This is a genomic window from Nonlabens spongiae (genome assembly GCF_002117125.1).
Classification (GTDB): domain Bacteria; phylum Bacteroidota; class Bacteroidia; order Flavobacteriales; family Flavobacteriaceae; genus Nonlabens; species Nonlabens spongiae.
Window position 1 is genome coordinate 2564474 of the sequence record NZ_CP019344.1, and the last position, 21893, is coordinate 2586366.

The 21893-nt window shown below is 39.6% G+C and carries 21 protein-coding genes; 14 read left to right on the top strand and 7 right to left on the bottom strand.

Annotated elements, in window-relative coordinates; all coding sequences use genetic code 11:
- Positions 1 to 61 precede the first annotated feature (61 nt).
- The 6 genes from gcvH to BST97_RS11765 all read left to right on the top strand — a co-directional run bounded on the left by gcvH (position 62) and on the right by BST97_RS11765 (position 5719).
- Positions 62 to 439 carry a glycine cleavage system protein GcvH gene (gcvH, locus tag BST97_RS11740; protein WP_085767416.1) on the top strand — a complete coding sequence of 126 codons (378 nt, stop codon included), beginning with the start codon at positions 62 to 64 and terminating at the stop codon, positions 437 to 439.
- Between the two features lie 3 nt (positions 440 to 442).
- Complete coding sequence (locus BST97_RS11745; RefSeq protein ID WP_085767417.1) at positions 443 to 877, top strand: VanZ family protein; 435 nt, start codon at positions 443 to 445, stop codon at positions 875 to 877.
- Between the two features lie 45 nt (positions 878 to 922).
- Entirely contained in the window at positions 923 to 1651 is a 729-nt protein-coding gene (locus tag BST97_RS11750) for an energy transducer TonB (protein WP_085767418.1), read from the top strand.
- Positions 1652 to 1885: 234 nt separating this feature from the next.
- Positions 1886 to 2704, top strand: a complete 819-nt coding sequence (locus tag BST97_RS11755; protein WP_085767419.1) for an energy transducer TonB — start codon at positions 1886 to 1888, stop codon at positions 2702 to 2704.
- Between the two features lie 121 nt (positions 2705 to 2825).
- Positions 2826 to 4934 carry an energy transducer TonB gene (locus BST97_RS11760; RefSeq protein ID WP_211277432.1) on the top strand — a complete coding sequence of 703 codons (2109 nt, stop codon included), beginning with the start codon at positions 2826 to 2828 and terminating at the stop codon, positions 4932 to 4934.
- An 89-nt stretch (positions 4935 to 5023) separates the two neighbouring features.
- Positions 5024 to 5719, top strand: coding sequence for a zinc metallopeptidase (locus BST97_RS11765; RefSeq protein WP_085767420.1), 696 nt, complete (start codon positions 5024 to 5026; stop codon positions 5717 to 5719).
- 2 nt (positions 5720 to 5721) lie between these two features.
- On the opposite strand, the gene BST97_RS11770 is transcribed toward BST97_RS11765, so the two are convergent.
- Positions 5722 to 7086 (bottom strand): saccharopine dehydrogenase family protein, encoded by a 1365-nt coding sequence (locus BST97_RS11770; protein ID WP_085767421.1) that lies wholly within the window; start codon positions 7084 to 7086, stop codon positions 5722 to 5724.
- A 50-nt stretch (positions 7087 to 7136) separates the two neighbouring features.
- Between BST97_RS11770 and BST97_RS11775 the strand changes: the two genes are divergently transcribed.
- Positions 7137 to 7532 (top strand): DUF423 domain-containing protein, encoded by a 396-nt coding sequence (locus BST97_RS11775; RefSeq protein WP_085767422.1) that lies wholly within the window; start codon positions 7137 to 7139, stop codon positions 7530 to 7532.
- A gap of 54 nt (positions 7533 to 7586) precedes the next feature.
- Entirely contained in the window at positions 7587 to 9302 is a 1716-nt protein-coding gene (gene pckA / locus BST97_RS11780) for a phosphoenolpyruvate carboxykinase (ATP) (RefSeq protein ID WP_085767423.1), read from the top strand.
- Here pckA and BST97_RS11785 read toward each other — a convergent pair.
- Positions 9281 to 10021 (bottom strand): uroporphyrinogen-III synthase, encoded by a 741-nt coding sequence (locus BST97_RS11785; RefSeq protein ID WP_085767424.1) that lies wholly within the window; start codon positions 10019 to 10021, stop codon positions 9281 to 9283. The genes pckA and BST97_RS11785 overlap by 22 nt on opposite strands.
- A 21-nt stretch (positions 10022 to 10042) precedes the next feature.
- Positions 10043 to 10696, bottom strand: a complete 654-nt coding sequence (locus BST97_RS11790; RefSeq protein WP_085767425.1) for a DUF4271 domain-containing protein — start codon at positions 10694 to 10696, stop codon at positions 10043 to 10045.
- 71 nt (positions 10697 to 10767) lie between these two features.
- On the opposite strand from BST97_RS11790, the gene BST97_RS11795 reads away from it, so the two are divergent.
- From BST97_RS11795 to BST97_RS11805, 3 genes are read left to right on the top strand one after another with little or no spacing between them, the layout of a single operon-like run.
- Positions 10768 to 11499: a polyprenol monophosphomannose synthase gene (locus BST97_RS11795; protein ID WP_085767426.1), complete on the top strand. Its 732-nt coding sequence runs from the start codon at positions 10768 to 10770 to the stop codon at positions 11497 to 11499.
- Positions 11496 to 12836: a dihydroorotase gene (locus tag BST97_RS11800; RefSeq protein ID WP_085767427.1), complete on the top strand. Its 1341-nt coding sequence runs from the start codon at positions 11496 to 11498 to the stop codon at positions 12834 to 12836. The genes BST97_RS11795 and BST97_RS11800 overlap by 4 nt, the downstream gene beginning before the upstream one ends.
- Positions 12833 to 13297 carry a DUF4296 domain-containing protein gene (locus BST97_RS11805; RefSeq protein WP_085767428.1) on the top strand — a complete coding sequence of 155 codons (465 nt, stop codon included), beginning with the start codon at positions 12833 to 12835 and terminating at the stop codon, positions 13295 to 13297. The genes BST97_RS11800 and BST97_RS11805 overlap by 4 nt, the downstream gene beginning before the upstream one ends.
- Here the strand turns inward: BST97_RS11805 and BST97_RS11810 are convergent.
- Complete coding sequence (locus tag BST97_RS11810) at positions 13281 to 14285, bottom strand: NAD-dependent epimerase/dehydratase family protein (RefSeq protein WP_085767429.1); 1005 nt, start codon at positions 14283 to 14285, stop codon at positions 13281 to 13283. The two genes, BST97_RS11805 and BST97_RS11810, sit on opposite strands and share 17 nt — an antisense overlap.
- An 85-nt stretch (positions 14286 to 14370) precedes the next feature.
- On the opposite strand from BST97_RS11810, the gene tyrS reads away from it, so the two are divergent.
- Entirely contained in the window at positions 14371 to 15669 is a 1299-nt protein-coding gene (gene tyrS, locus BST97_RS11815) for a tyrosine--tRNA ligase (protein ID WP_085767430.1), read from the top strand.
- A gap of 2 nt (positions 15670 to 15671) precedes the next feature.
- Here tyrS and BST97_RS11820 read toward each other — a convergent pair whose 3' ends face one another.
- Positions 15672 to 16646: a LuxE/PaaK family acyltransferase gene (locus BST97_RS11820; protein WP_085767431.1), complete on the bottom strand. Its 975-nt coding sequence runs from the start codon at positions 16644 to 16646 to the stop codon at positions 15672 to 15674.
- A gap of 84 nt (positions 16647 to 16730) precedes the next feature.
- Positions 16731 to 18797, bottom strand: coding sequence for a lamin tail domain-containing protein (locus BST97_RS11825; RefSeq protein ID WP_085767432.1), 2067 nt, complete (start codon positions 18795 to 18797; stop codon positions 16731 to 16733).
- 267 nt (positions 18798 to 19064) lie between these two features.
- Between BST97_RS11825 and BST97_RS11830 the strand changes: the two genes are divergently transcribed.
- Positions 19065 to 19751, top strand: coding sequence for a response regulator transcription factor (locus BST97_RS11830; RefSeq protein WP_085767433.1), 687 nt, complete (start codon positions 19065 to 19067; stop codon positions 19749 to 19751).
- Positions 19741 to 20835, top strand: coding sequence for a sensor histidine kinase (locus BST97_RS11835; RefSeq protein WP_085767434.1), 1095 nt, complete (start codon positions 19741 to 19743; stop codon positions 20833 to 20835). The genes BST97_RS11830 and BST97_RS11835 overlap by 11 nt, the downstream gene beginning before the upstream one ends.
- Here BST97_RS11835 and BST97_RS11840 read toward each other — a convergent pair.
- Complete coding sequence (locus BST97_RS11840) at positions 20733 to 21839, bottom strand: glycosyltransferase (protein WP_245833562.1); 1107 nt, start codon at positions 21837 to 21839, stop codon at positions 20733 to 20735. The genes BST97_RS11835 and BST97_RS11840 overlap by 103 nt on opposite strands.
- Positions 21840 to 21893 lie beyond the last annotated feature (54 nt).

Here is a 21893-nt window from a genome sequence, read left to right on the forward strand (position 1 = left end):
CAACTCAACAGCTAGTAATTCCATTTCATAAATAGTACTTTTACCCTTTTAAATTGTACACATGAATATTCCAGCAGATTTAAGATACACTAAAGATCACGAGTGGATCAAAATAGAAGGAGGTACCGCAACAGTAGGAATCACTGATTTTGCTCAGGGAGAGCTAGGTGATATCGTTTATGTTGAGGTAGAAACCGTTGATGAAACCCTTGATCAAGAAGAGGTCTTTGGAACTGTTGAAGCTGTGAAAACAGTTTCAGATTTGTTCTTGCCACTTACTGGTGAAATTGTGGAATTCAATGAAACTCTAGAAGATGAGCCAGAGTTAGTAAACTCTGATCCTTATGGAGCTGGCTGGATGATCAAGATCAAATTTTCTGACGCATCAGAAATAGAAGAATTATTGTCAGCTGATGCCTACAAAGAGTTAGTAGGATAATACATGTCCAGGCTGCTCAGTTTTTGCGCCCCTCTGTTAACAACGGTCGTGATCTATGGATCACTTACGGCAAATCCTGATGTACCTATTGTATTTGAAGACTACACTGATAAAATCTATCATTTAATCGCTTATCTTTTACTGATGCTATCCTGGTTTTTATTCTTTAAGAACCGGTATCTGTCGACCCAATTCTCTGCAAAAAGAATGTTATGGACAGATTTATTGACATTTGAAAGGAGCATTGTTATTGGAGCAGCTACTCTATGCTTTGTCATAGGCTCCGTGATTGAACTGGCTCAAGGTTATTTAGTCAAAAATCGATCTATGGAGTGGGATGATATATTGGCAAATACAATTGGCATCTTATTTGCAACAGTAATTTTGTTCTTAATTGATATGCTTTTCATCAAGTCTTCAAAAAAGAATGCTTTATAAATCATCAACTATTACCTATTTTTAGCCTTTAAATCATAATCTATTATGGAAAAAAAGAAATCAGAGTCGGCAGACTTGAGAAAAAACATAACGCTTTATGCCCTGACAGGGTTAGCGTTTATGCTTCTCGTGGCTTGGCAAGGTCTTGAATATGAGACAGTAACTATTGAAGAAGAGCCAGAAGTTGTAGTTTATGAAGAGCCAGTAATTGAGGAAGAAATCCCTATTACTCAAATGTTAGAAACACCTCCACCTCCACCTCCACCGCCACCAGCTCCTGAAGTAATCGAGGTAGTTGAAAATGATGTGGAGATTGAAGAGGTGATCATTGAAGACACTGAAACCGATATCGAAGAAGAAATCGTAGAGGTAGAAGACGTAGCTGAAGAGGCTGGACCTGAAGAAGTAATTGCTGATGTCCCTTTTGCCATTATTGAAAATGTGCCGATCTACCCTGGTTGCGAGGATATGAAAACAAACGCAGATCGTAAGAAGTGCATGAGTGAGAAAATCACGCGATTTGTAAACCGTGAGTTTGATACAGGTCTTGCCAACGAGTTGGGTCTTGATGGTCGTCAAAAAATTAACGTTCAGTTCAAGATTGATTCAAAAGGAAATGTAGTAGGAATCCAAAGTGCTGCTAAGCACCCTAGATTGAAACAAGAAGCAGCTCGTGTAATCCAAAAGCTGCCTAAAATGACTCCAGGGATGCAACGTGGTAAGCCAGTAGGTGTAATCTACGCACTACCGATTATCTTCCAAGTACAAGATTAATTTCTTATAATAGAATATTATAGAACCCGAGTCGCAAGGCTCGGGTTTTTTGGTTTTAGGGTCAGTTTGTTTTGAGCTTCCTAAGTGTAAGTCATATAAATCTAATTTTGAAGTTTAATCCCTTGAGTTACCGATGAGATTAAATTTTATTAATTCGGTTCAAAATCAGCCTGATACACAAAACGGTACGACCTTTGAGAATGGTTTAAAATAATAACATTTAAACCATTAATTATGAGCAATTTTAACAACACGGGTGCTGCAACACCCAGAGAGTTGGATCGTGTAGCTTCAAAAAAAGCGATTAACACAAAGGTGAACAAGACCGTCAATTTTCTTTTAGGCTTCTGTTTATCGGTTCTGACCATTTACTTAATTGTAGAGCTAAACACTCAGGTTAAAGAAAACACGACTTCCACCTATACCACCAAAACCCTCAAAACGGAGTCAAACATGGGCGAGTACCGCATTGCTAAAAGCGAGCCTAAGCAAACGGTTAAAAAGGCTGTTGAGAAAAAACCAACTCCTCCCGTCGAGCACAAAGTAGACGTTACCAAACCACCAGTAATCGATAACACCGCAGATGATAGCTTTGCTGACCAGCTCAATGCCGTAGAATCTGGACCAGATGATAGTTCTCCTATAGAAACAGGTATTTCTGATACAGTCGACTCTAAACCTTCTGGACCAGCCACCTCAAACGTAAATATCGTTTCAGAAGTTCCTTTATTTCCCGGGTGTAGCAGTAGTCTAGATCGAGAAGATCGCATTGAATGCCTAAATCTAAAAATGGGAAAATTTGTCCAGCGCTGGTTTGATACAAGTCATACAGATAATTTGAATGGTCGCGATCAAGTGCGTATTTCAGTCATGTTCACCATTAATGTAAATGGAGAAATACAGGATATTCAGATCCAGGCGCCTAATAAGGAACTAGAACGAGAGGCAAGACAAGTGATTTCTAGATTGCCGAAAATAACTCCTGGTAAAATGAATGGCGAGCCGGTGAATGTGACCTATACGCTACCCATTGTGTATCGAGTTAATGATTGATCGCCCAGATCAAATAACATATTCAATTTCCAGAGCCTTCTTTTTTAAGAGGGCTCTTTTATGACACAAAAGTGTCAATATTTTAATTCAAAGTATCTTCGCACCACATCACGTAGATACTATGAAAAAATTACTTTTCTGTTTCGCTCTTATATTTTCCCTCGGTTTGTACGCGCAGGATGATAATGAGCGCTATCCCGTTTTTCCAGATTGCGAGAACTTGGCAAGACTTGATCTTGAGAATTGTTTCTACCAGAACCTTTACAGCGAACTCTACGCAAATTATGAATCACCAGAAGGTGTGGTGGCAGGTAATTCAGAAGTAGTCGTGCGGTTTGAGGTGGATCAAGAAGGTAAATTTGTACCTATAAGAATTGATGGAGCGACCGCAGCCTATAAACAAGCCGTCCAAGACGCTTTTGAAAAGCTGCCGCAAATTAAGCCGGCGACCTATAATGCAGATCCTATCTTCATGCCTTTCATCTTGAGGGTTCAAGTTCCTTTGAAAGAAAATGGTAGGTTTACTGATGTAAGGTATAAGTCTCAAGCACAAGAATCTGAATATGAAGAGATGCGTGAGGATAGTATCGCTTTCGCGAAAGCGGCAAACAATTACAACAACATCTTATCCAACCAGTATGACGGGCAAGAACTAAGGTCTGAAGCATTGATACCGCTATCCTACCAAAGATATCACCGCTACGAGGCCGGCATGAATAAAATAGGGAACAACGCTCATACAGCAGTCAAGCCCTACACATACAAATATGTTTCTCAATACTTTGATCTCGAGGCAGAACGTGAGAGCCTGTTAAAGGACAAAACAACCTGGCTGGGTAAAAAATGGCACAACGAGCATTTTTTTGAAGTTGCTGGTAAAGACTATTGGTTTGTTCTCGATCCGGGTGTTGATTTACAGGTGGGTCGCGATAATGATCAAGATATCACCACCTATAACAATACAAGACTGGTGTACCTCAATGGGGGAATAGGTAAGCAAATAACCTTTGGCGCTACGATTCAAGAGTCACAAGCTCGTTTTCCAGGCTATTTTGAGGGTGAAGTACGGTTGCGCAGAACTCCTACAGGTACGCCAGGTGTAGTACCTGGTCGAGGAATTGCAGAAGATGGAGGTGAGAATGTCTTTGATTATCCCGTCACCACAGGATACGTGAACTTTAAGCCCAGCAAATATTTTGATTTACAGTTGGGTCACGGTCAGAACTTTATAGGTGATGGATACAGGTCTCTGGTCCTAAGCGATAATTCTCAACCCTACCCTTATTTTAAGTTGAACGCAAAATTCTGGAAGCTGGATTATACCGTTCTATATACCTCGTTGCAAGACGTGAATACAGAGGAAACCTCTACGAGATCATGGTTGCAAAAGTATATGGTTCACCATTATTTGAGTTACAACGTCACGGAACGTCTCAATATTGGCGTTTTTGAAAGCGTGTTGTGGCGCAGGGACGATAAAAGGGGATTTGATTTAAACTATGTAAACCCGTTGATATTCTATCAAACTATAGAACTGCAAACAAATAGTAGAGGTGGAAACGCCATGCTGGGCGCAACAGCAAAATATAAGTTTACTGATGAGATCACGGGCTACGGTCAGCTTGTTTTTGATGAATTGAGAACCTCATCTGTATTGAGTGGCGATGGAAATTACCGGAATAAAAATGCCTTTCAACTGGGCGTAAAATGGCAAAATGCCTTGGGAATCGACAATTTGATGCTGCAGGGAGAATTTAACCGGGTAAGGCCATACACGTACTCGCATAATACGATTGTACTTAATTATGGAAATACAAATCAAGCACTGGCACATCCCTGGGGAGCCAATTTTAACGAGCTCATATTTATAGGGAGATATGTAAAGGATCGCTGGTATGGAATAGCAAAAGCTATTTATGGAAACCGCGGTTATGACCGACTTACTGCAGGAGATACTGCTTATTATGGAGGCAACATTTATCGCTCAGAATTTGACAGAATTTCTGATAATGGAAATACTGTAGCGCAAGGAAATAAAACCGATTATCTTTTTGGACAACTAGAGGCAGGTTATGTAATCAATCCAGCAAGCCGATTGAAGGTTTTCGGGCAGTTGATCTACCGCAGTACGAGTCCTGAAATAGATAACGTACGTGTGGTTGATGAGTCTACACTTTGGCTCAATGTAGGTATTAGAACAGATATCATGAACTGGTCGTTTGATCGATAGAGTTCCTAATATTTTTATAGCAAGCTTAGCATAAGTTATTGAGGCTTCATAGTAATTTTAGTCTCTAATTCTAAAATTATTCTGTCGATATGATGGGTTACTATATAATCATCGGGCTGGTCATGCTGGTCAGCACGCTGGTAAGTCAAAAATTGAAGTCTAAGTTCAGACACTATTCAAAACTACGATTGCGCAATGGTATGAGCGGCAAGGAAATCGCTGAAAAGATGTTGCGTGACAATGGCATAACTGATGTTCAGGTCATTTCAACAAGAGGTCAGCTTACTGACCACTATAATCCCAAAGACAAGACCGTGAACCTGAGTGAGGTCGTTTATCATGAACGCAACGCCGCTGCCGCAGCAGTCGCTGCCCACGAGGTAGGCCACGCTGTACAACATGCTACAGCTTATAACTGGCTGACCATGCGTTCAAAATTAGTTCCTGTAGTGAGTGTTGCCTCTAGGTTTTCTCAGTGGGTCATTATAGGAGGTATCGCACTACTTGCTGCCAATGCATTTTTTGGGACCTATGTCTTCCTTGCTGGTATCGTCCTTTATGCCTTGGGAACTTTATTTGCCTTTATCACTTTACCTGTAGAATATGACGCTAGCAAGAGAGCGCTGGCATGGCTGGAAGAGCGCAATATGGTCACAAGAGAAGAGCATGATGGCGCAAAAGATGCTTTAAAATGGGCGGCACGTACTTATTTAGTTGCTGCCATAGGGTCTTTAGCCACACTTCTTTACTTTATTTCCATTTTTATGGGAAGTAGAAGATCCTAACACTACAAACTCAAAGTATTATAGCCTGTGTAGGTGACTTCGCTTTCGCGAAAGCGAATACCATATTCTTCTAGTTCTTTTAAAATAGGACCGTACACATTTTCTGATAAAGGAATCTGCACGCCGGGCTCGGTAAATTCCCTGTTCAAAATACGAAGTGCTGCCATACCAACGGGTAGTCCTACGGTTTTTGCCATGGCGGTTTCACGATCACCATCACCCAGGCAAACCATGGTGCTATCTATTTGCTTGCGTTTGCCATCGAGCTCGTAACCAAATTTATGATACATTACGATCATGTCTTTTTCGCCTTTTTTCAGCGTCCATGAATCCTCAAGAATTTTTTGAAGAAACTGTGCCGGAGTGGTATTTTTAAGTCCTGTTTTCTTTTGTGGATTGAAAAGGTCCAGCTCCTCCAGCTTCTCCCACATGATGTCATCTTGATCAATGCGCAACTCGTGACGCATTTTGAGTTCTACACTATCAGTAGGTGAATAAGGGAGAAAACTGTTCACAAAATCACGGTAACTCATGTTCTCAGAATCCTCGAGCGCATAAGTGTCGTCTGTCATACCCAGCTGCACAAACATGTTCCATGCTTTACTGAAACCAGGTCTGCGCATGGTTCCTCGGTATAAAGTGTTGATGTCCTCTAATCCATAAGCCTCTCGATATTTAAGACTGTTGCGATTTGCATAGGCTTCAAAGCGACCGTAGCCTTCCACATCCAGAAACTCGGTTCTACGAAAAAGGCGGTGGTAAGGAATGTATTTGTATTTTTTTTCTTGGATAAATTTTGCTGCACCACCCTGACCTGCTACCACAACGTTCCTAGGGTTCCATGTGAATTTATATTTCCATAGGTTATCATCATGTTCAGGAGCTACAAGTCCACCGGTAAAGGATTCAAATAAGAGCATTTTTCCATTTTCTGACTTGATGCGATCTATGACCTGCATGGCACTCATGTGGTCGATACCTGGATCGACTCCTATTTCATTCATAAAAATGAGTCCTTTTTCTCTTACATATGCGTCAAGATCTTGCATTTCAGGACTTACATAACTTGCAGTTACCAGATTTTTACCCAATTTTACACAATCACGAGCAGCTTCTATATGAAATCTGGCGGGTAACATGGAGATAACCATGTCAGCATTATCTATTGCGGCATAACGTTCTTCTGCATTGAATACATCTAGAGCAATTGCAGTTGAGTGTGCATTAGCTCCTAATAATTCCTGAGCCTGGTCTTTGTTGAGATCACCTAATGTGATATGAAGTTTTTCTTCTGAGGCTTTAGATAATAAATAATTGATGAGTACTCCGGTAGATTTTCCCGCACCGATAACTAGAATATTGCGCATACTTAATTTGTAGTTTTGCCGAAGTTATGATTTAATAAGAATAAGCACTAATGGAGCGTAAATTTATTTTGGCAGGAAGCATTTTTATGATAATTGCGGTAGTTTTTGGAGCGCTAGGCGCACACGCGCTTAAAGAGATTTTAAATTCAGAGCAACTTGGCAGCTTTGAAACGGGAGTACGGTATCAGGTCTATCACGCCCTTGCTCTTTTGATTTTTTCTCAAGTCAACCTAGGTTCCTTAAGGACTCAGAAGTTGATATTATATGGTTTTGTGGCAGGTATTTTACTATTTTCCTTCAGTATCTACGGGCTTGTACTTTCACCGCTAGTGAATTTAGACATCAAATTTCTAGGACCGGTTACACCTATAGGAGGTCTTTTGCTGATAATTACTTGGGGATTCATCATTTTTAAATCTATTAAACATAAAGGCAGAAATTATTAGCCGTGGGTTAAATAAGATGCATATTTTTGCATAAACTCTTTTAAAAACCACATGATGGGTTCAAATGCCTTAATTACGAAATCGATTTCGTTAGAAAAGCTCGGAATTAAAAACTCCAAAATCAATTACCAATTATCGCCAGAAGAACTTCAACAGCGCACCGTCTCCAGTTATGGAGGGGAAGAGACTGATAACGGAACTCTAGTTATCAATACAGGTGAGTTCACAGGTAGATCTCCCATGGACCGCTTTATCGTCAAGGATAAAGTCACCGAGGAACGAATCTGGTGGGGAAACATTAACATACCCTTCGAGTCTTCAAGATTTGACGCTTTAGAGAAAAGGGTTTTGGAGTATTTAGATGGAAAGGAACTTTTTGTGAGAGATGCTTATGCCTGTGCACATGAAGATTACAGAATGAATTTAAGGGTTATCAATGAGTACCCCTGGAGCAACATGTTTGCCTATAATATGTTCATAAGACCATCTGAAGAGGAATTAAACGGTTTTGATCCAGAATGGACAGTAATCAATGCTCCAGGTTTTATGGCAGATCCAGAACGCGATGGAACACGTCAACATAATTTTGCGATTCTGAATTTTTCTAAGAAAACTGCATTGATCGGTGGAACCGGATATACAGGTGAAATCAAAAAAGGTATTTTCAGCGCACTAAATTTTATTCTACCAGTATTTAAAAATACTTTACCTATGCACTGCAGTGCAAACGTAGGGGGAGATGGAAATACGGCCATATTTTTTGGATTGAGCGGAACTGGTAAGACAACACTCTCAACTGATCCAAATAGAGAATTAATAGGAGACGATGAGCATGGCTGGACCTCAGAAAACGATGTTTTTAATTTTGAAGGAGGCTGTTATGCTAAAGTAATCAACCTTGATCCAAAAGGCGAACCTGAAATCTTCAACGCTATTAAGCCCGGTGCAATCTTGGAAAATGTCAAACTGAATGATGATAAATCCGTAGATTTTGCAGATACCAGCATTACTCAAAATACACGAGTGAGTTACCCTATCTATCATATTGACAATATAAAAGAACCATCTGTAGGTAAGAATCCAAAAAACATCTTTTTCCTAACGGCTGACGCTTTTGGTGTTTTGCCTCCTATATCGAAATTGACACCAGGTCAGGCTGCTTACCATTTCATTAGTGGCTATACTGCAAAGGTTGCTGGTACAGAAGCTGGCGTAAACGAGCCATTGCCTAGCTTCTCTGCTTGTTTCGGTGCGCCATTTATGCCACTTCACCCTACCGTATATGCAGAGATGTTGAGTAAAAAAATGAAGGAGAATGGAGTTACGGTTTGGCTAGTTAACACCGGCTGGACTGGAGGCCCTTATGGGGTAGGACACCGCATGCCTTTAAAACATACTCGAGCCATGATCAATGCTGCATTAGATGGATCACTGGAAGAGGCAAATAAAGGGAACTACCACATTCATTCCATGTTTGGTTTACATCAACCTAGAACCTGTCCTAATGTTCCTACAGAGGTGTTGAGTCCTCGTAAATCATGGAACAATGACAAGGGTTATTATGAAACTGCTGAAAAATTGAGACAATTCTTCATGAAAAACTTTGAGCAGTTCAAAGATGAAGCCTCAGAGGAGACACTTGCTGGGGGCCACCTATTAAACTTTAGGAAAGAGCTCCATATCTTTCTATACAAAAAATGTCTCGTGATTCCACGAGACATTTTTTGTTTTAGATTAAATCTGAGTGACTATTTTGCTGACTTGATATAGTTTTCAATAGCCATTGTCATAGAAGGTGATTCTGGAGTGGGTGCCTGTATGTCCACACGCAATCCCATATCTTCAGCAGCTTTCATGGTTGTATTGCCAAACACGGCAATACGTGTCTGTTCTTGAGTGAAATCTGGAAAGTTTTGAAAAAGCGATTCAATTCCACTAGGACTGAAGAATACGAGAACATCATATTTGACGTCAGCAAGATCAGATAAATCGCTTATCACAGTTCTGAAGAAAACACCACTCTTCCATTTAACACCTACTTTATTAAGTTCATCTGGAACGGTATCTTTAAGTTTATCAGAACTAGGGACTAGAAATTTCTCATTCTTATGTTTTTTGATCAACGGTATTAATTCTGGAAACGTGCGTTTACCCACATAGATCTTACGCTTTCTATAAACAACATATTTCTGTAGGTAATAAGCAACCGCCTCACTCTGACAGAAATATTTAAGGTCATCTGAAATTTTATAGCGCATTTCTTCAGCAACTCTGAAAAAATGGTCAACGGCATTTCGACTGGTTAGAATAATCGCTGTGAAGTCCTTTAAGTCGATTTTTTGTTCTCTCACCTGCTTAGAAGTGGCTCCCTCAACATGAATAAATGAGCGGAAATCAATTTTAACCTTGGTTCGATCCACAAGGTTTTGATAAGGAGAATTTTCCATTTTAGGTTCAGGCTGGGAAACTAAAATTGTCTTCACTTTCATAATCTCGCTTTTTTTGAGAAATCAGCCTATAAGTATCTTAATGAAAACTAAATAGGGTAGAATTTCAAGGGTGCAAAGGTAAACAATATAATGATACGGTTTAATACCAAATAATGTTAACGACCTGAATATGATGGTCATTGCATTTAAAACCCACGCCACTAGTACGATCCCAAAAAAAATATCCTGGGAAAATTCACCTCCAGACACTACAAAAACAAGGAAGGTCAACCATATGAAATACCCTAATAAGCCGAAGTGATAGCTTTTTAAATAACTTAGTGCATTGTATAAGTCTTCAATTTTGAGAAGGTTGGAAATTAATTTTGATAAATAATGCTTTACCAAATGAAAGATGATGAAAGCTACAAAAACTAAGAGAAATCCCTTGAGATCATCTTCATAATTTAAATCATTCCGTTTAAAATAGCTGAAAATGACCAGTGCGGCTGCAAGCAAATAGACAGTCAGCCTACCATAGAGTGATAAAGTGACCTTAGGTAACTCTTTGACTTCTTTCAAAAGTGTATCTACTTTTATGGAATAGCGATACCACGTGTTCAATATTCCACGTGAAGAACTGTATTCTGATACACATATTACGAAAAACGCAACTGCCAAAATCAGTAGCATCCAGTCACCTCCATTCGTTGCTCTAATTGCAGTTTGCAGCATGCGTGCAAAAATAAGACACTTTAAAAACCGTTGTACATTCAGCTCGGTTAATTGGTTATTTTTGCCACCCCATGAAGGATACACTTGTTATCATCCCTACTTTCAATGAACATGAAAACATTGAATTAATCATCAAGGCTCTATTAGATCCTTATTCAGATCTTCATGTCCTGGTGGTAGATGATAACTCTCCAGATGGTACTGCTACGATCGTCACAAATTTACTTACTGACTATAAAGGTCGTTTATACCTTGAATCCAGAAAGTCTAAAGACGGCTTGGGAACCGCTTACATCCACGGTTTTAAATGGGCTCTCAAGAGAAATTACGATTACATCTTTGAAATGGATGCAGACTTCTCCCATAATCCAGAAGATGTGCCGATACTTCATAAAGCCTGCATTGAAAATGAAGCTGATCTCGTTATAGGCAGTAGATACGTCACTGGCGTTAACGTCGTTAATTGGCCCATGTCTAGGGTGCTTATGTCTTATTTTGCATCAAAATATGTACAGTGGATCACAAGAATGGACATAAAGGATACTACCGCTGGATTTGTGTGTTATAGGTCTTCGCTTTTGCGAAAGATCAACCTAGACAAGATTAAATTCATAGGATACGCATTCCAGATTGAATTGAAGTTCAAGTCGTACCTCTTGGATGCCAAAATTGTTGAAGTCCCAGTAATATTTACAGATAGGAGCAGAGGTAAGTCAAAGATGCATGGAGGTATCATTCAGGAAGCAATTACAGGCGTTTTATTTATGAAGATCAAAAGCCTTTTTGGAACTTTGCAGATATGAAAAAGACCCTAATCAAAAACGCTAAAATCGTTAATGAAGGCATCCTAATGGAGGGTGATGTCTTCATAGAAGGCGATCGTATTAAGGAGGTCGCAGAAAGTATCAGCGCAAAAGATGGTAATACCCACATCATCGATGCAGAGGGTAAACACCTGCTTCCTGGAGTTATAGATGATCAAGTGCATTTTAGAGAACCGGGATTGACTCACAAGGCGACCATTGCTTCAGAAAGTGCCGCTGCGGTAGCTGGAGGTATTACCTCCTATATGGAAATGCCCAACACCAACCCACAAACTATAACAGTAGAAGAGTGGGAAAATAAAATGAAAACCGCCGCCAGCGATAGTTATGCAAACTATTCCTTCATGTTTGGTGGGTCAAATGATAACCTAGACGAAATCCTTAAAATGGATACCTCTAGAGTCCCTGCCCTCAAAATATTCTTAGGTTCTTCTACTGGGAATATGCTGGTAGATAATCAAGAAATCCTCAAGAAGATTTTCTCAAATGTCAAGCTGCGCATTGCTCTCCATTGTGAGGATGAGGCTACGATAAAAAAGAATCTTCAAAAGGCTATTGATAAATATGGCGAGGAGATTCCTATGGACCAGCATCCTATAATTAGGGATGTGGAGGCTTGTTATTTAAGCAGTTCAAGCGCTATTAAACTCGCAAAACAAACTGGAGCTCGTATTCATGTATTTCATTTATCCACGGGTAAAGAGACTCAGCTTTTTGGGAATAAATTACCTCTCAAAGAAAAGCAGATCACTTCAGAGGTTTGTATTCACCACCTGTGGTTTACAGATGAGCAATATGCAGCAAAAGGATCTCACATAAAATGGAATCCAGCCGTAAAAAGTTCCAAAGACCGTGATCAATTATGGAAGGCGCTGCTTGACGATCGCATAGATGTAATTGCAACAGATCATGCGCCGCATACTCTAGAGGAGAAAAAAAATCCTTACTTGAGTTGTCCCAGCGGTGGGCCTCTAGTTCAACATGCTCTACCTGCAATGTTGCAATTTGTTCACGATGAGAAGATCACTATCCAAAAAGTAGTTCAAAAAATGTGTCATAATCCTGCGATACTTTTTGACATAAAGGATCGCGGATTTATAAGACCTGGCTACAAAGCAGATTTAGTACTGGTAGATACTAATAATCCATGGACTGTTACTAAAGAAAATGTTCTTGCAAAATGTGGTTGGTCCCCATTTGAAGGAGTGACTTTTAAGAGCCGTATCACGCATACATTTGTAAATGGAAATATTGCCTATCAAAACTTCAAGGTAACAGAACAGAAGTTTGCAGAAGAGCTAGCTTTCGACCGATGAGAAACCCTTGGCACATAGTGATTATATTACTGGCGTTACATTCTTGTCAAAATATAGAGCGTACTGAGAAGCCAGATCCATTTTTTGGAGAAGATAAGATGTCTGATATATTGGTAGACATGTATCTCATTGAAGGTACTCAAAGTATAAATAGGCGCTCATTTTTAAATACGGGAATAAAACCTGATTCTTTTCTTTACGATAAGTATGGTATGGATAGTTTGAGCTATCAAAAAAACTTTTACTACTACGCAGACAGGGCAGACGAGTATGTCCAGCTTTTAGAACTGGTCCAGACTAAACTTGAGAAAATCAAAAAAGATGTGCTGGAAGAAGGAAAGCTAAAAGTAGAGGAGCAACGTCTTAAAGACAGCCTCAAAAGGATGAAGGATAAAAACGAAAAGAAACCTTCTGATTCTCTAATACAACTGGATAAAAAATTACTTAAGGTAGACGCTTAGCTTTATAATAGCTTGAGATGCGATCGATACTTCGATCCAGAGGTGTGAAATCTTCTTCCAGAAATTGAAGAATTTTACTGTTGTCGTAATTGGTTTTTGATATCAAACTATGAATCACTGAGATCTTGAATTTTTTGTTGAGTCCTAGGATATAACCTATATAACTTATTACAGAAACAAAGTAAAGAACTACTTTACCTAGCCTGATAGAGGGAGTTTTCTTCCCAAAAGATACCGCAATAGCGCTCAATAATTTCTTGTATGATAGGTTTTCAGAAACAAGTATGAATCGCTCATTTGTGATATCTGCATTCATAAGTTGATGCATGACTTTTACCACATCTCTCACGTCTACAAAGCCACTACTTCCTGAGGTGTAAAATCTATTTCCTTTGAAAGACTTTTCAAATAGCTGTCCAGAACCCTCATTCCAGTTGCCTTCCCCTAGAATAACTCCAGGGTTGACTATCACTACATCCATTCCCTCCTGAGTCGCACGCCATGCTTCCATCTCAGCGCCATATTTTGAGATCGCATAATCTGTATTAATACCATCAAGATTAAAAAAATCTTCTTCAGTTGTTGCGCGATCTCCCACAGGTTCTCCTAATGCCGCGATACTACTCACATGACAGAATTTTTCAACTCCATGTGCCAGCGCAACATTGATTACATTTTCAGTTCCGGTGATATTTATGCGTTTCATCACATGAAAAGAAGAAGCACTTAACGTTGCTGCACAGTGATAGACGTGTCTCACACCCTTAAAAGCACCTTCTAGCGCTGGTAGGTCCAGAATATCAGCCTTTTTCCAGATGAAGTCATCGACCAGTTTACTGTGGCTGGGATCATAGCTTTCAAAGACCTGTCTTGTTTTGTCTATGCTTTCCTTTTCTCGGTATAGCGCGATGGTGGTGGTTGCGCTTTCGCGAAAGCGATACAATAAATGAGACCCGACCAGGCCTGTTGCCCCAGTTATTAAAACCATGCTGTAAAAGTAAGCAATACCTCGATGTCCATACCACAGAAAATAGTCAAAGCTATATCTTTGCGGGTCTTAAAAAGACTTTGAGATGGCCTATAATTTTGTAGAAGAGTTGAGATGGAGAGGTATGATTCACGATATCATGCCAGAGACTGAGGAATTGCTTAAAAATGAGGTAGTGACGGGCTATATAGGTTTTGATCCTACGGCTGACTCCCTGCACATAGGGAGCATGGTTCAGATCATTTTGTTGATGCATCTACAAAAATCTGGGCATCGTCCCATCGCTCTTGTGGGTGGTGCTACCGGTATGATAGGTGATCCCAGCGGTAAGAGCGCAGAGCGCAACTTGCTTACTCAAGATATTTTAGACAAGAACATACAAGGTGTCAAAAAGGTTTTGAGCAGATTCATCGACTTTGAAGGTGGTGAGAAGGAAAATCGAGCTTTGCTAGTGAACAATTATGACTGGATGAAAGATTTCAGCTTGATAGACTTTGCACGCGATATAGGTAAGCACATCACAGTAAATTACATGATGGCCAAGGACTCGGTAAAAAAGCGTGTTGCCGGTGAAGGAGAAGGCATGAGCTTTACAGAGTTCACCTACCAGCTCTTTCAAGGTTATGATTTCTTGCACCTTTATGAGAAGGAAAACTGTAAACTTCAAATAGGCGGTAGCGACCAGTGGGGAAATATTACTACGGGTACCGAATTGATCAGGAGAAAAGTGCAGGGTAAAGCTTATGCACTAACCACACCATTGATCACAAAGGCAGATGGGACTAAGTTTGGTAAAACTGAACAAGGAAACATCTGGCTGGATGCCGATAAAACAAGTGTCTATAGATTTTACCAGTTTTGGTTCAACGCTACGGATGAAGATGCTAAGAACTTCATTAAAGTGTTTACTTTCCTAGATAAAGAAACAGTTGAAGAGCTGATTAAAACCCACCAAGAAGCTCCAGGAAGACGCCAACTGCAGAAAAAGCTTGCTGAAGAGGTAACCGTGATGGTACACGGTAGAGAAGCTTTTGACAATGCAGTTGAAGCCTCATCTATATTATTCTCTAAAAAAGTAAGTCCTGAGCAATGGAGTAAAATGGATGCAGAGACCTTATTAGATATTTTTGAAGGAGTACCACAAACTGAAATTGATCGCAGTATTGTAGAAGAAGGTCAAGACATTGTTACGTTTTGCAACGAGACCACCGGCTTTTTAAAATCAAATGCTGAGGTACGCCGCGCGTTAAAGGAAAACAGTTTGAGCGTCAATAAAAATAAGATCGATGCAGATAAGATGATTACAGCTGATGATATCATTGCTGGGAGTTTTGTACTTCTCCAGCGAGGAAAACGATCTTATTTTCTGGTGGTTCTAAAATAAAATCAGCTAGGTACGGCCATCAAGTTACAACCTCTCACGTCAGACTGGTCAAAGCGTCCCAAGACCTCAAAAGTTCCGCTTTTGTGGGTTTTACATAGATCTTGTGTAGCGACAAAGGGGCATGAGTTATAATTTGCTAGATCGATTACGTTTAATCCTCCCGTTTTGCCATGATCTATGATTTGTAGAGGGTCGTTTGTATCTCTTGCGACCACTTTCATCCAGGATGGTGTTGTAAAGTGTAACCCATTAAACGCATAGGCTTGAGAAAGTAGCTCCGTCATACCGTATTCACTTTGAATTTGGGCATTGGGAAAAGATTTTCTCAGTATGCCGTGAAGTTCTTGCTTCACGATCTCTTTGCGCAAGCCTTTCATACCACCAGTTTCAATAATCGTGAGGTTACTGACGTCGCTTGGGAATTTTTCGGCGAGCTCTAGTAAGGCAAAGGTCACGCCTATGAGGATGATTTTTTTTGAAGATGATTTTAGAAGGTTCAGCTTTCGCGAAAGCGTAGACAACTCATCCAGATAAAATCCACTGTGTGCATTTGTGCTTTTATCGATCCAGCGTTGTGCCATGTAAACCAGTGAAGAGCCGGTTCGCTCTAAATAATGTGGTAATAATGCCAAAACAACATAATCCTCATGGTTTCCATAAAATGATCTGAAACTCACGTCAAGACTCTGATCATAAACGGATAAATTTGTAAGATAATGTGTTGAGGTGTTGCTCCCAGTCGTACCGCTACTGGTAAATTCTTTTTCGACCGTATCTGTCTCTGTTGAGATCTTGAACTTTTTGAAAAAGGAAATAGGTAAGAAAGGTATTTGCTCCAGACTATCGATACTACCCACATTTAAATGGGAACAGTAGGTGTCGTAGATAGGATTGTGATCCCGTTGATATTTATAGATATCAAGCGCTAGTTTTTGAAACTCACGATCACTAGCTATTTCAAAAATGGGAAATTGCAACGCTGTAGGTTTAGGACAAAAGTATATAAAAAAGCAGCGTGACTATAGAGCCACACTGCTTATGTAAAAAGTAGGTTTAAGATCTTACTTAACGATCAATTTACGAGTTTGAGACTGCTCTCCCTGAGTAATTGTTACCAGATATACACCTGCATCAAGAGCTGACACGTTAAATGTTCTACTTACATCCTTCACGTTAAGTACTTGTTTACCTAGTAATGAATATACAGATACATTAACACTCTCATTGTGAGCTGTTTCAATGTTTACCGTGCTACCACTAACTGGGTTAGGATATAACTTGAAGCTTACATTATCAAAGCTATCATTTGAAAGGGTAAAGTCGTTTGCAGCTCCAGGGGTACCAAGGTCACCATCTCCATAAGCACTTGTGGCAGTACCCCAATTTGCTCCATCATCATTGAGAGCAGCGGCATTAGGTCCAGTCACGACACTTTGAGCTAGTTCCATACTTGCACCATTAGGATCTGGAAATGTAGCACCATTATCCCATTCTACCTGATCTATAGTAGTTCCACCACATTCTAATACGATGTCATCTGTACCATTGCCTAAAAAATAGTTTCCTGAATACTCGTAATCTACGTTGACACCGCCATTACTTGCAAAGTCAGCATTATTACCTAGGACAACATAACCGTTTGCTGGTACAATAACTGAAGAAGCGATAGTGTGTTCTTCACTTGTGGAAGAAGAATCTTTTAAGATGAAGCTTTGTAGATCGATACTTGCAGAAGAAGTATTGTAAACTTCAAAATATTCTCCATCACTATCACCTACCGCAGAAGGGTTTTGCATGATCTCTGTAATGATCAAGTTACCTACGTTAGGACAGTTTGCAGCTGGGAATACCTCTCCAGTTACAGTGAGTGTCGCAGTATCTCCATTTGCAGAAGCACTTACGTCTTCACTGTATTGACCCGCAGTTTGACCTGCGGCTAGTCTGATGAAAACATCTACAAAATCCACTTCGCCATTTCCATCAACTGGTACGTTCACAGTTTGCGAGAAAGTCCCACCTGTAGTCAGTGAAATTTCAAATGGAGCTGGCACACTTACAACTACGTTAGCGTCAGTTAAAAATCTACCACCTATTGCAAAAGCATCTTCTGATGAAGGTCCATTCCCTTCATTGTAAGTCAAACCATCTGCATTTCCTGAAATGAACACATCTGGATCATTAGGAGACACCTGGCCCGCTACTGTTACAGTTTGAGTTGTAGCGCCACCAGACACAAAAGTTATGTCCTCAGTGTATGTCGCTGACTGCAATCCTCCGGCAAGTCTTACATAAATTGTAGTAGCTGCAACATCACCAGCTTGCTGTTGAAGGGTAATGCTCTGTGAGAAAGTACCGCCTGAAGTTTCAGAAATCTCAAAATCAGTTGACGGTACAGTTATTACGATATCAGCAGTCAAGTTACGACCTGAAACTGACAGCGTACCCTCATCAGAAGGTCCCTGAGTTTCAAAATAATCAAGACCTGTTACTGGACCACTTACGTTAATTGTAGGATTTGTATTTGCTGTAGTTGAGTAAGTGCCTACTCCACCTATCAAAGTTTCATATGTTTGAGCTCCACTTTGACACGTACCTAATCCATCTAAGACTCCTGCACCACCAAAGGTCCAGTTTGCCTCGTTGAATCCAGCATCAGGACCAGTACCGTCTATTCTCTTTGCAAAGGAGTCTGAGTATTCCCATGACTCACCTGTACCACGAACTCCCGAAACTCCAAACTGATCCACAACATTCATTTGAGCATCTACAATTCTCAGTCTATCGTCACCATTAACGCTCATCGTACCAGTAGTAACAATATTTGCATTAGATAGGCTTGGGAATTCACTAGCAAGGGCAGTTGCGCTACCTGAAGTGGTAATGTATACGAAATCATCGATTACGGTTCCTAATCCAGAAAGAGAAAATGAATTTCCGAAACTAGTATTGGAATTAGTCTCATTCTCAAGAGAATAGTTAGAAAAATCAACTGCGCCTTGAGCATAAATTTCAAGGAGCTTTGGATTTCCACCACTACAGTCACCATCCACAATGGTAGTAATAATAGGTTGTTGGGCAAAAGTGGTTGCTGAAACAAGAAGCAGCATCCATAAGTAAATTTGTTTCATAATAATTGAAATTTTTACAAATATAGGAAGACGGTCTCGCAGTAACTGTTCAAGAAATTGTATTTAATGTTATAATAACATTTAAATTTAGAGTATTGTAGGTGGTTGTTTCGCTTTCGCGAAAGCGAGAATTTACTTCTGTTGTATAGAAATTGAACCTAGATTTTAAAAAGAATAGATTACGCAGCCTTGACCATGGGTTAACCGTATGCTAACACACAATCGTAATTTTCTATTTAATTTTAGAGTTTAATGTTTAAGTAATAAATGAGCGAAGTCAAAGCGAAAATCCTACTGGTAGATGATGAACCAGATATCTTAGAGATTGTCAGTTACAACCTCAAAAATGAAGGTTATCAAGTTTTCACCGCTGAAAACGGTGAGAAAGCCCTGAAAAAGGCAAAGAAACACCACCCTGATCTGGTAATACTAGATGTTATGATGCCAGTTATGGATGGAATTGAGGCGTGTGAGCGTATGAGAAAAATGCCTGAGCTGGACGGCACTATCGTTACCTTCCTTACTGCTCGAGGTGAGGATTATAGCATGATCGCTGGATTTGACGCAGGGGCAGACGATTATATTACTAAGCCTATCAAGCCTAGGGTTCTCGTTTCAAAGGTAAAATCTCTACTGCGTAGAAATACAGGTAGTAATCAAAGCGATTCAAATGTTGTTAAAGTAGGTGACCTTGTTATTGATAAGGACCAGTATAAAATCATTTATAAAAAGGACGAGATCCTACTTCCCAGAAAGGAGTTTGAGCTATTATCACTTTTAACTTCAAAGCCAGGAAAGGTCTTCAAACGTGAAGAAATCCTTGAGATCGTATGGGGTAATGAAGTCGTAGTAGGGGGGCGGACCATAGACGTGCATATTAGAAAATTGCGTGAAAAACTAGGAGATAAGAAATTCAAAACGGTGAAAGGAGTAGGCTATAAGTATGTCAAATAGTCCTGTAGGTAATCGCCGTAGCTATCGTTTTGCTTTTAGATCTTCCTTCTACATTACTATCGTTGCTACCGCAATCATATCATCATATTCTTATTTAGTTTTTGATGAAATGCCTGCTGTTGGAATTTTGGCAGCTGTGTCAGCCATATTTCTTAGTTCGTTTCTCATCATTCAATTTAGAGTACAACGTTTCATATATAGGCGGATCAAAAAAATATATGAAGATGTCAGTTTGCTAGAAGAATCCACCTTTGACGATAAAAAAATCGCCACTGACATGAAATCTCTTACGAGGCAGGTGGAGCAATTTGCTCGAAAAAAGAAAATTGAGATTGAAACACTTCAAGTAAGGGAAGCATATAGAAAAGAGTTTTTAGGTAATATCTCGCATGAGTTGAAAACCCCTTTATTTACAGTCCAGGGTTATATAGATACCTTGATCGATGGGGCGCACAAGGACAAGGTAATCCGTAAAAAATATCTGGATCGAGCTCAAAAAGGAGTAGAACGTCTTACCTATATTGTTAATGACATGGATATGATCACTAAGCTAGAGGTGGGAGATCTAAGTTTAGATAAGGAGCGTTTTGACATAGTGGCCCTCATATCTCAAGTTTTTGAACAATTTGAGATGAAATCTGCCAGAAAGAAAATCTCACTCGTATTTGATCTAGACTATAAAGAGCCGATATATGTCTATGCAGATAAAGAGCGTATCCAGCAAGTTATTGCAAACCTCGTCGTGAATTCCATTAAATACGGTAAGGAAAATGGTACCACAGAAATTGCTGTTGAAGACTTGATCAACAATAAGGTTATCATAAGGGTTACGGATAATGGTGAGGGGATTAAATCAGAATTTATTCCTCGACTGTTTGAAAGATTCTTTAGAGTAGATCGTACGGGTTCACGCAAAGAAGGTGGTTCAGGTCTGGGCCTAGCAATAGTAAAACATATTGTCGAGGCTCATGATGAACGTATTTATGTAGATAGTGAATTGGGTATAGGTTCTGAATTTTCATTTACCCTTGAAAAGGCTTCTTCCAGAGTAGAAGATATCGACGTTGAGGTTGAAAAAGACTGACTGATAGAAAACCCATTATAATCATCGACTTTACTAAGCAACTGGATAGTAAATTCATCTTGTGAAGAATATGGGGCGATTTTTTTGTCCTCTAAATATTCAGCGAGATATTCTTGTTCAAATTGCCCTGGAGTCGGTATGAAAAAAGCTTTCTTACGCAGTTGATGCAAATCCATTATAGTTGAATAACCACTTCTACATAAGACAATCTTACTACGATCTAAGGCTTTTTGAATTCCAGAAGCAGTCAGATAATTATAATAGGTAATTTTACCTACTTTTTTTACTTTTTGTTTTCCTTGCATTTTACCTGAAACAAATAGCACTTTACCAGTATAACCTACTAATTGTTTGCGTAACTTATTTTCTAATACGGTACGTTGTGGTTCAGGTCCAGACAATAGAATCAAAAGATCATATTTAAATTTTGTTGATTGGGTATACGATAGTCTTGATAGTGGTCCTATGTACACTTTGTCAATTTTTAAATTTTCAGAATTACTTAGCCTTCCGGCAAGAGTATTTTCCTCATAATCTGGAATCCAGCAATAATTAAACTTCTTGATAAAATGTGCGTGGAGCTGTGTGCTTAACCACGTAGTACTTCCACTCAGCACATTAAGTTGATGTGTTATGAAAACAGTAGGGACTATGTCAGAAAATAAACCTAGTCTGTTATCAGATATGACAAGGTCTATTGCGTACTCTTGAATAATAGTCTTCAGCCGGGTGTGCTCACTTCTTAGGGCGCTCCAGATTTTAGGTGAATCCTTGAGCAATTTCAATTTAAAGTGATTGCCGTTAAGTGGATATGAAATATTATAAGAAGGTAACTCAACAAATGTTAAATTAGGAAACTCCTTTTTTAAATAGAGTAGCGCATTACCATCACTTGCGATAATAGGATTGTTAGCTGAATCGATGATGGCTCTAATTATGGGAACACATCTCGTAGCATGACCTAATCCCCAGTTCAGAGGAGCAACTAAAATATTCTTATTCATATGCATTTATAAATATACAAAGGCACATGTATCCAGTATATTTGTACAGCGTTA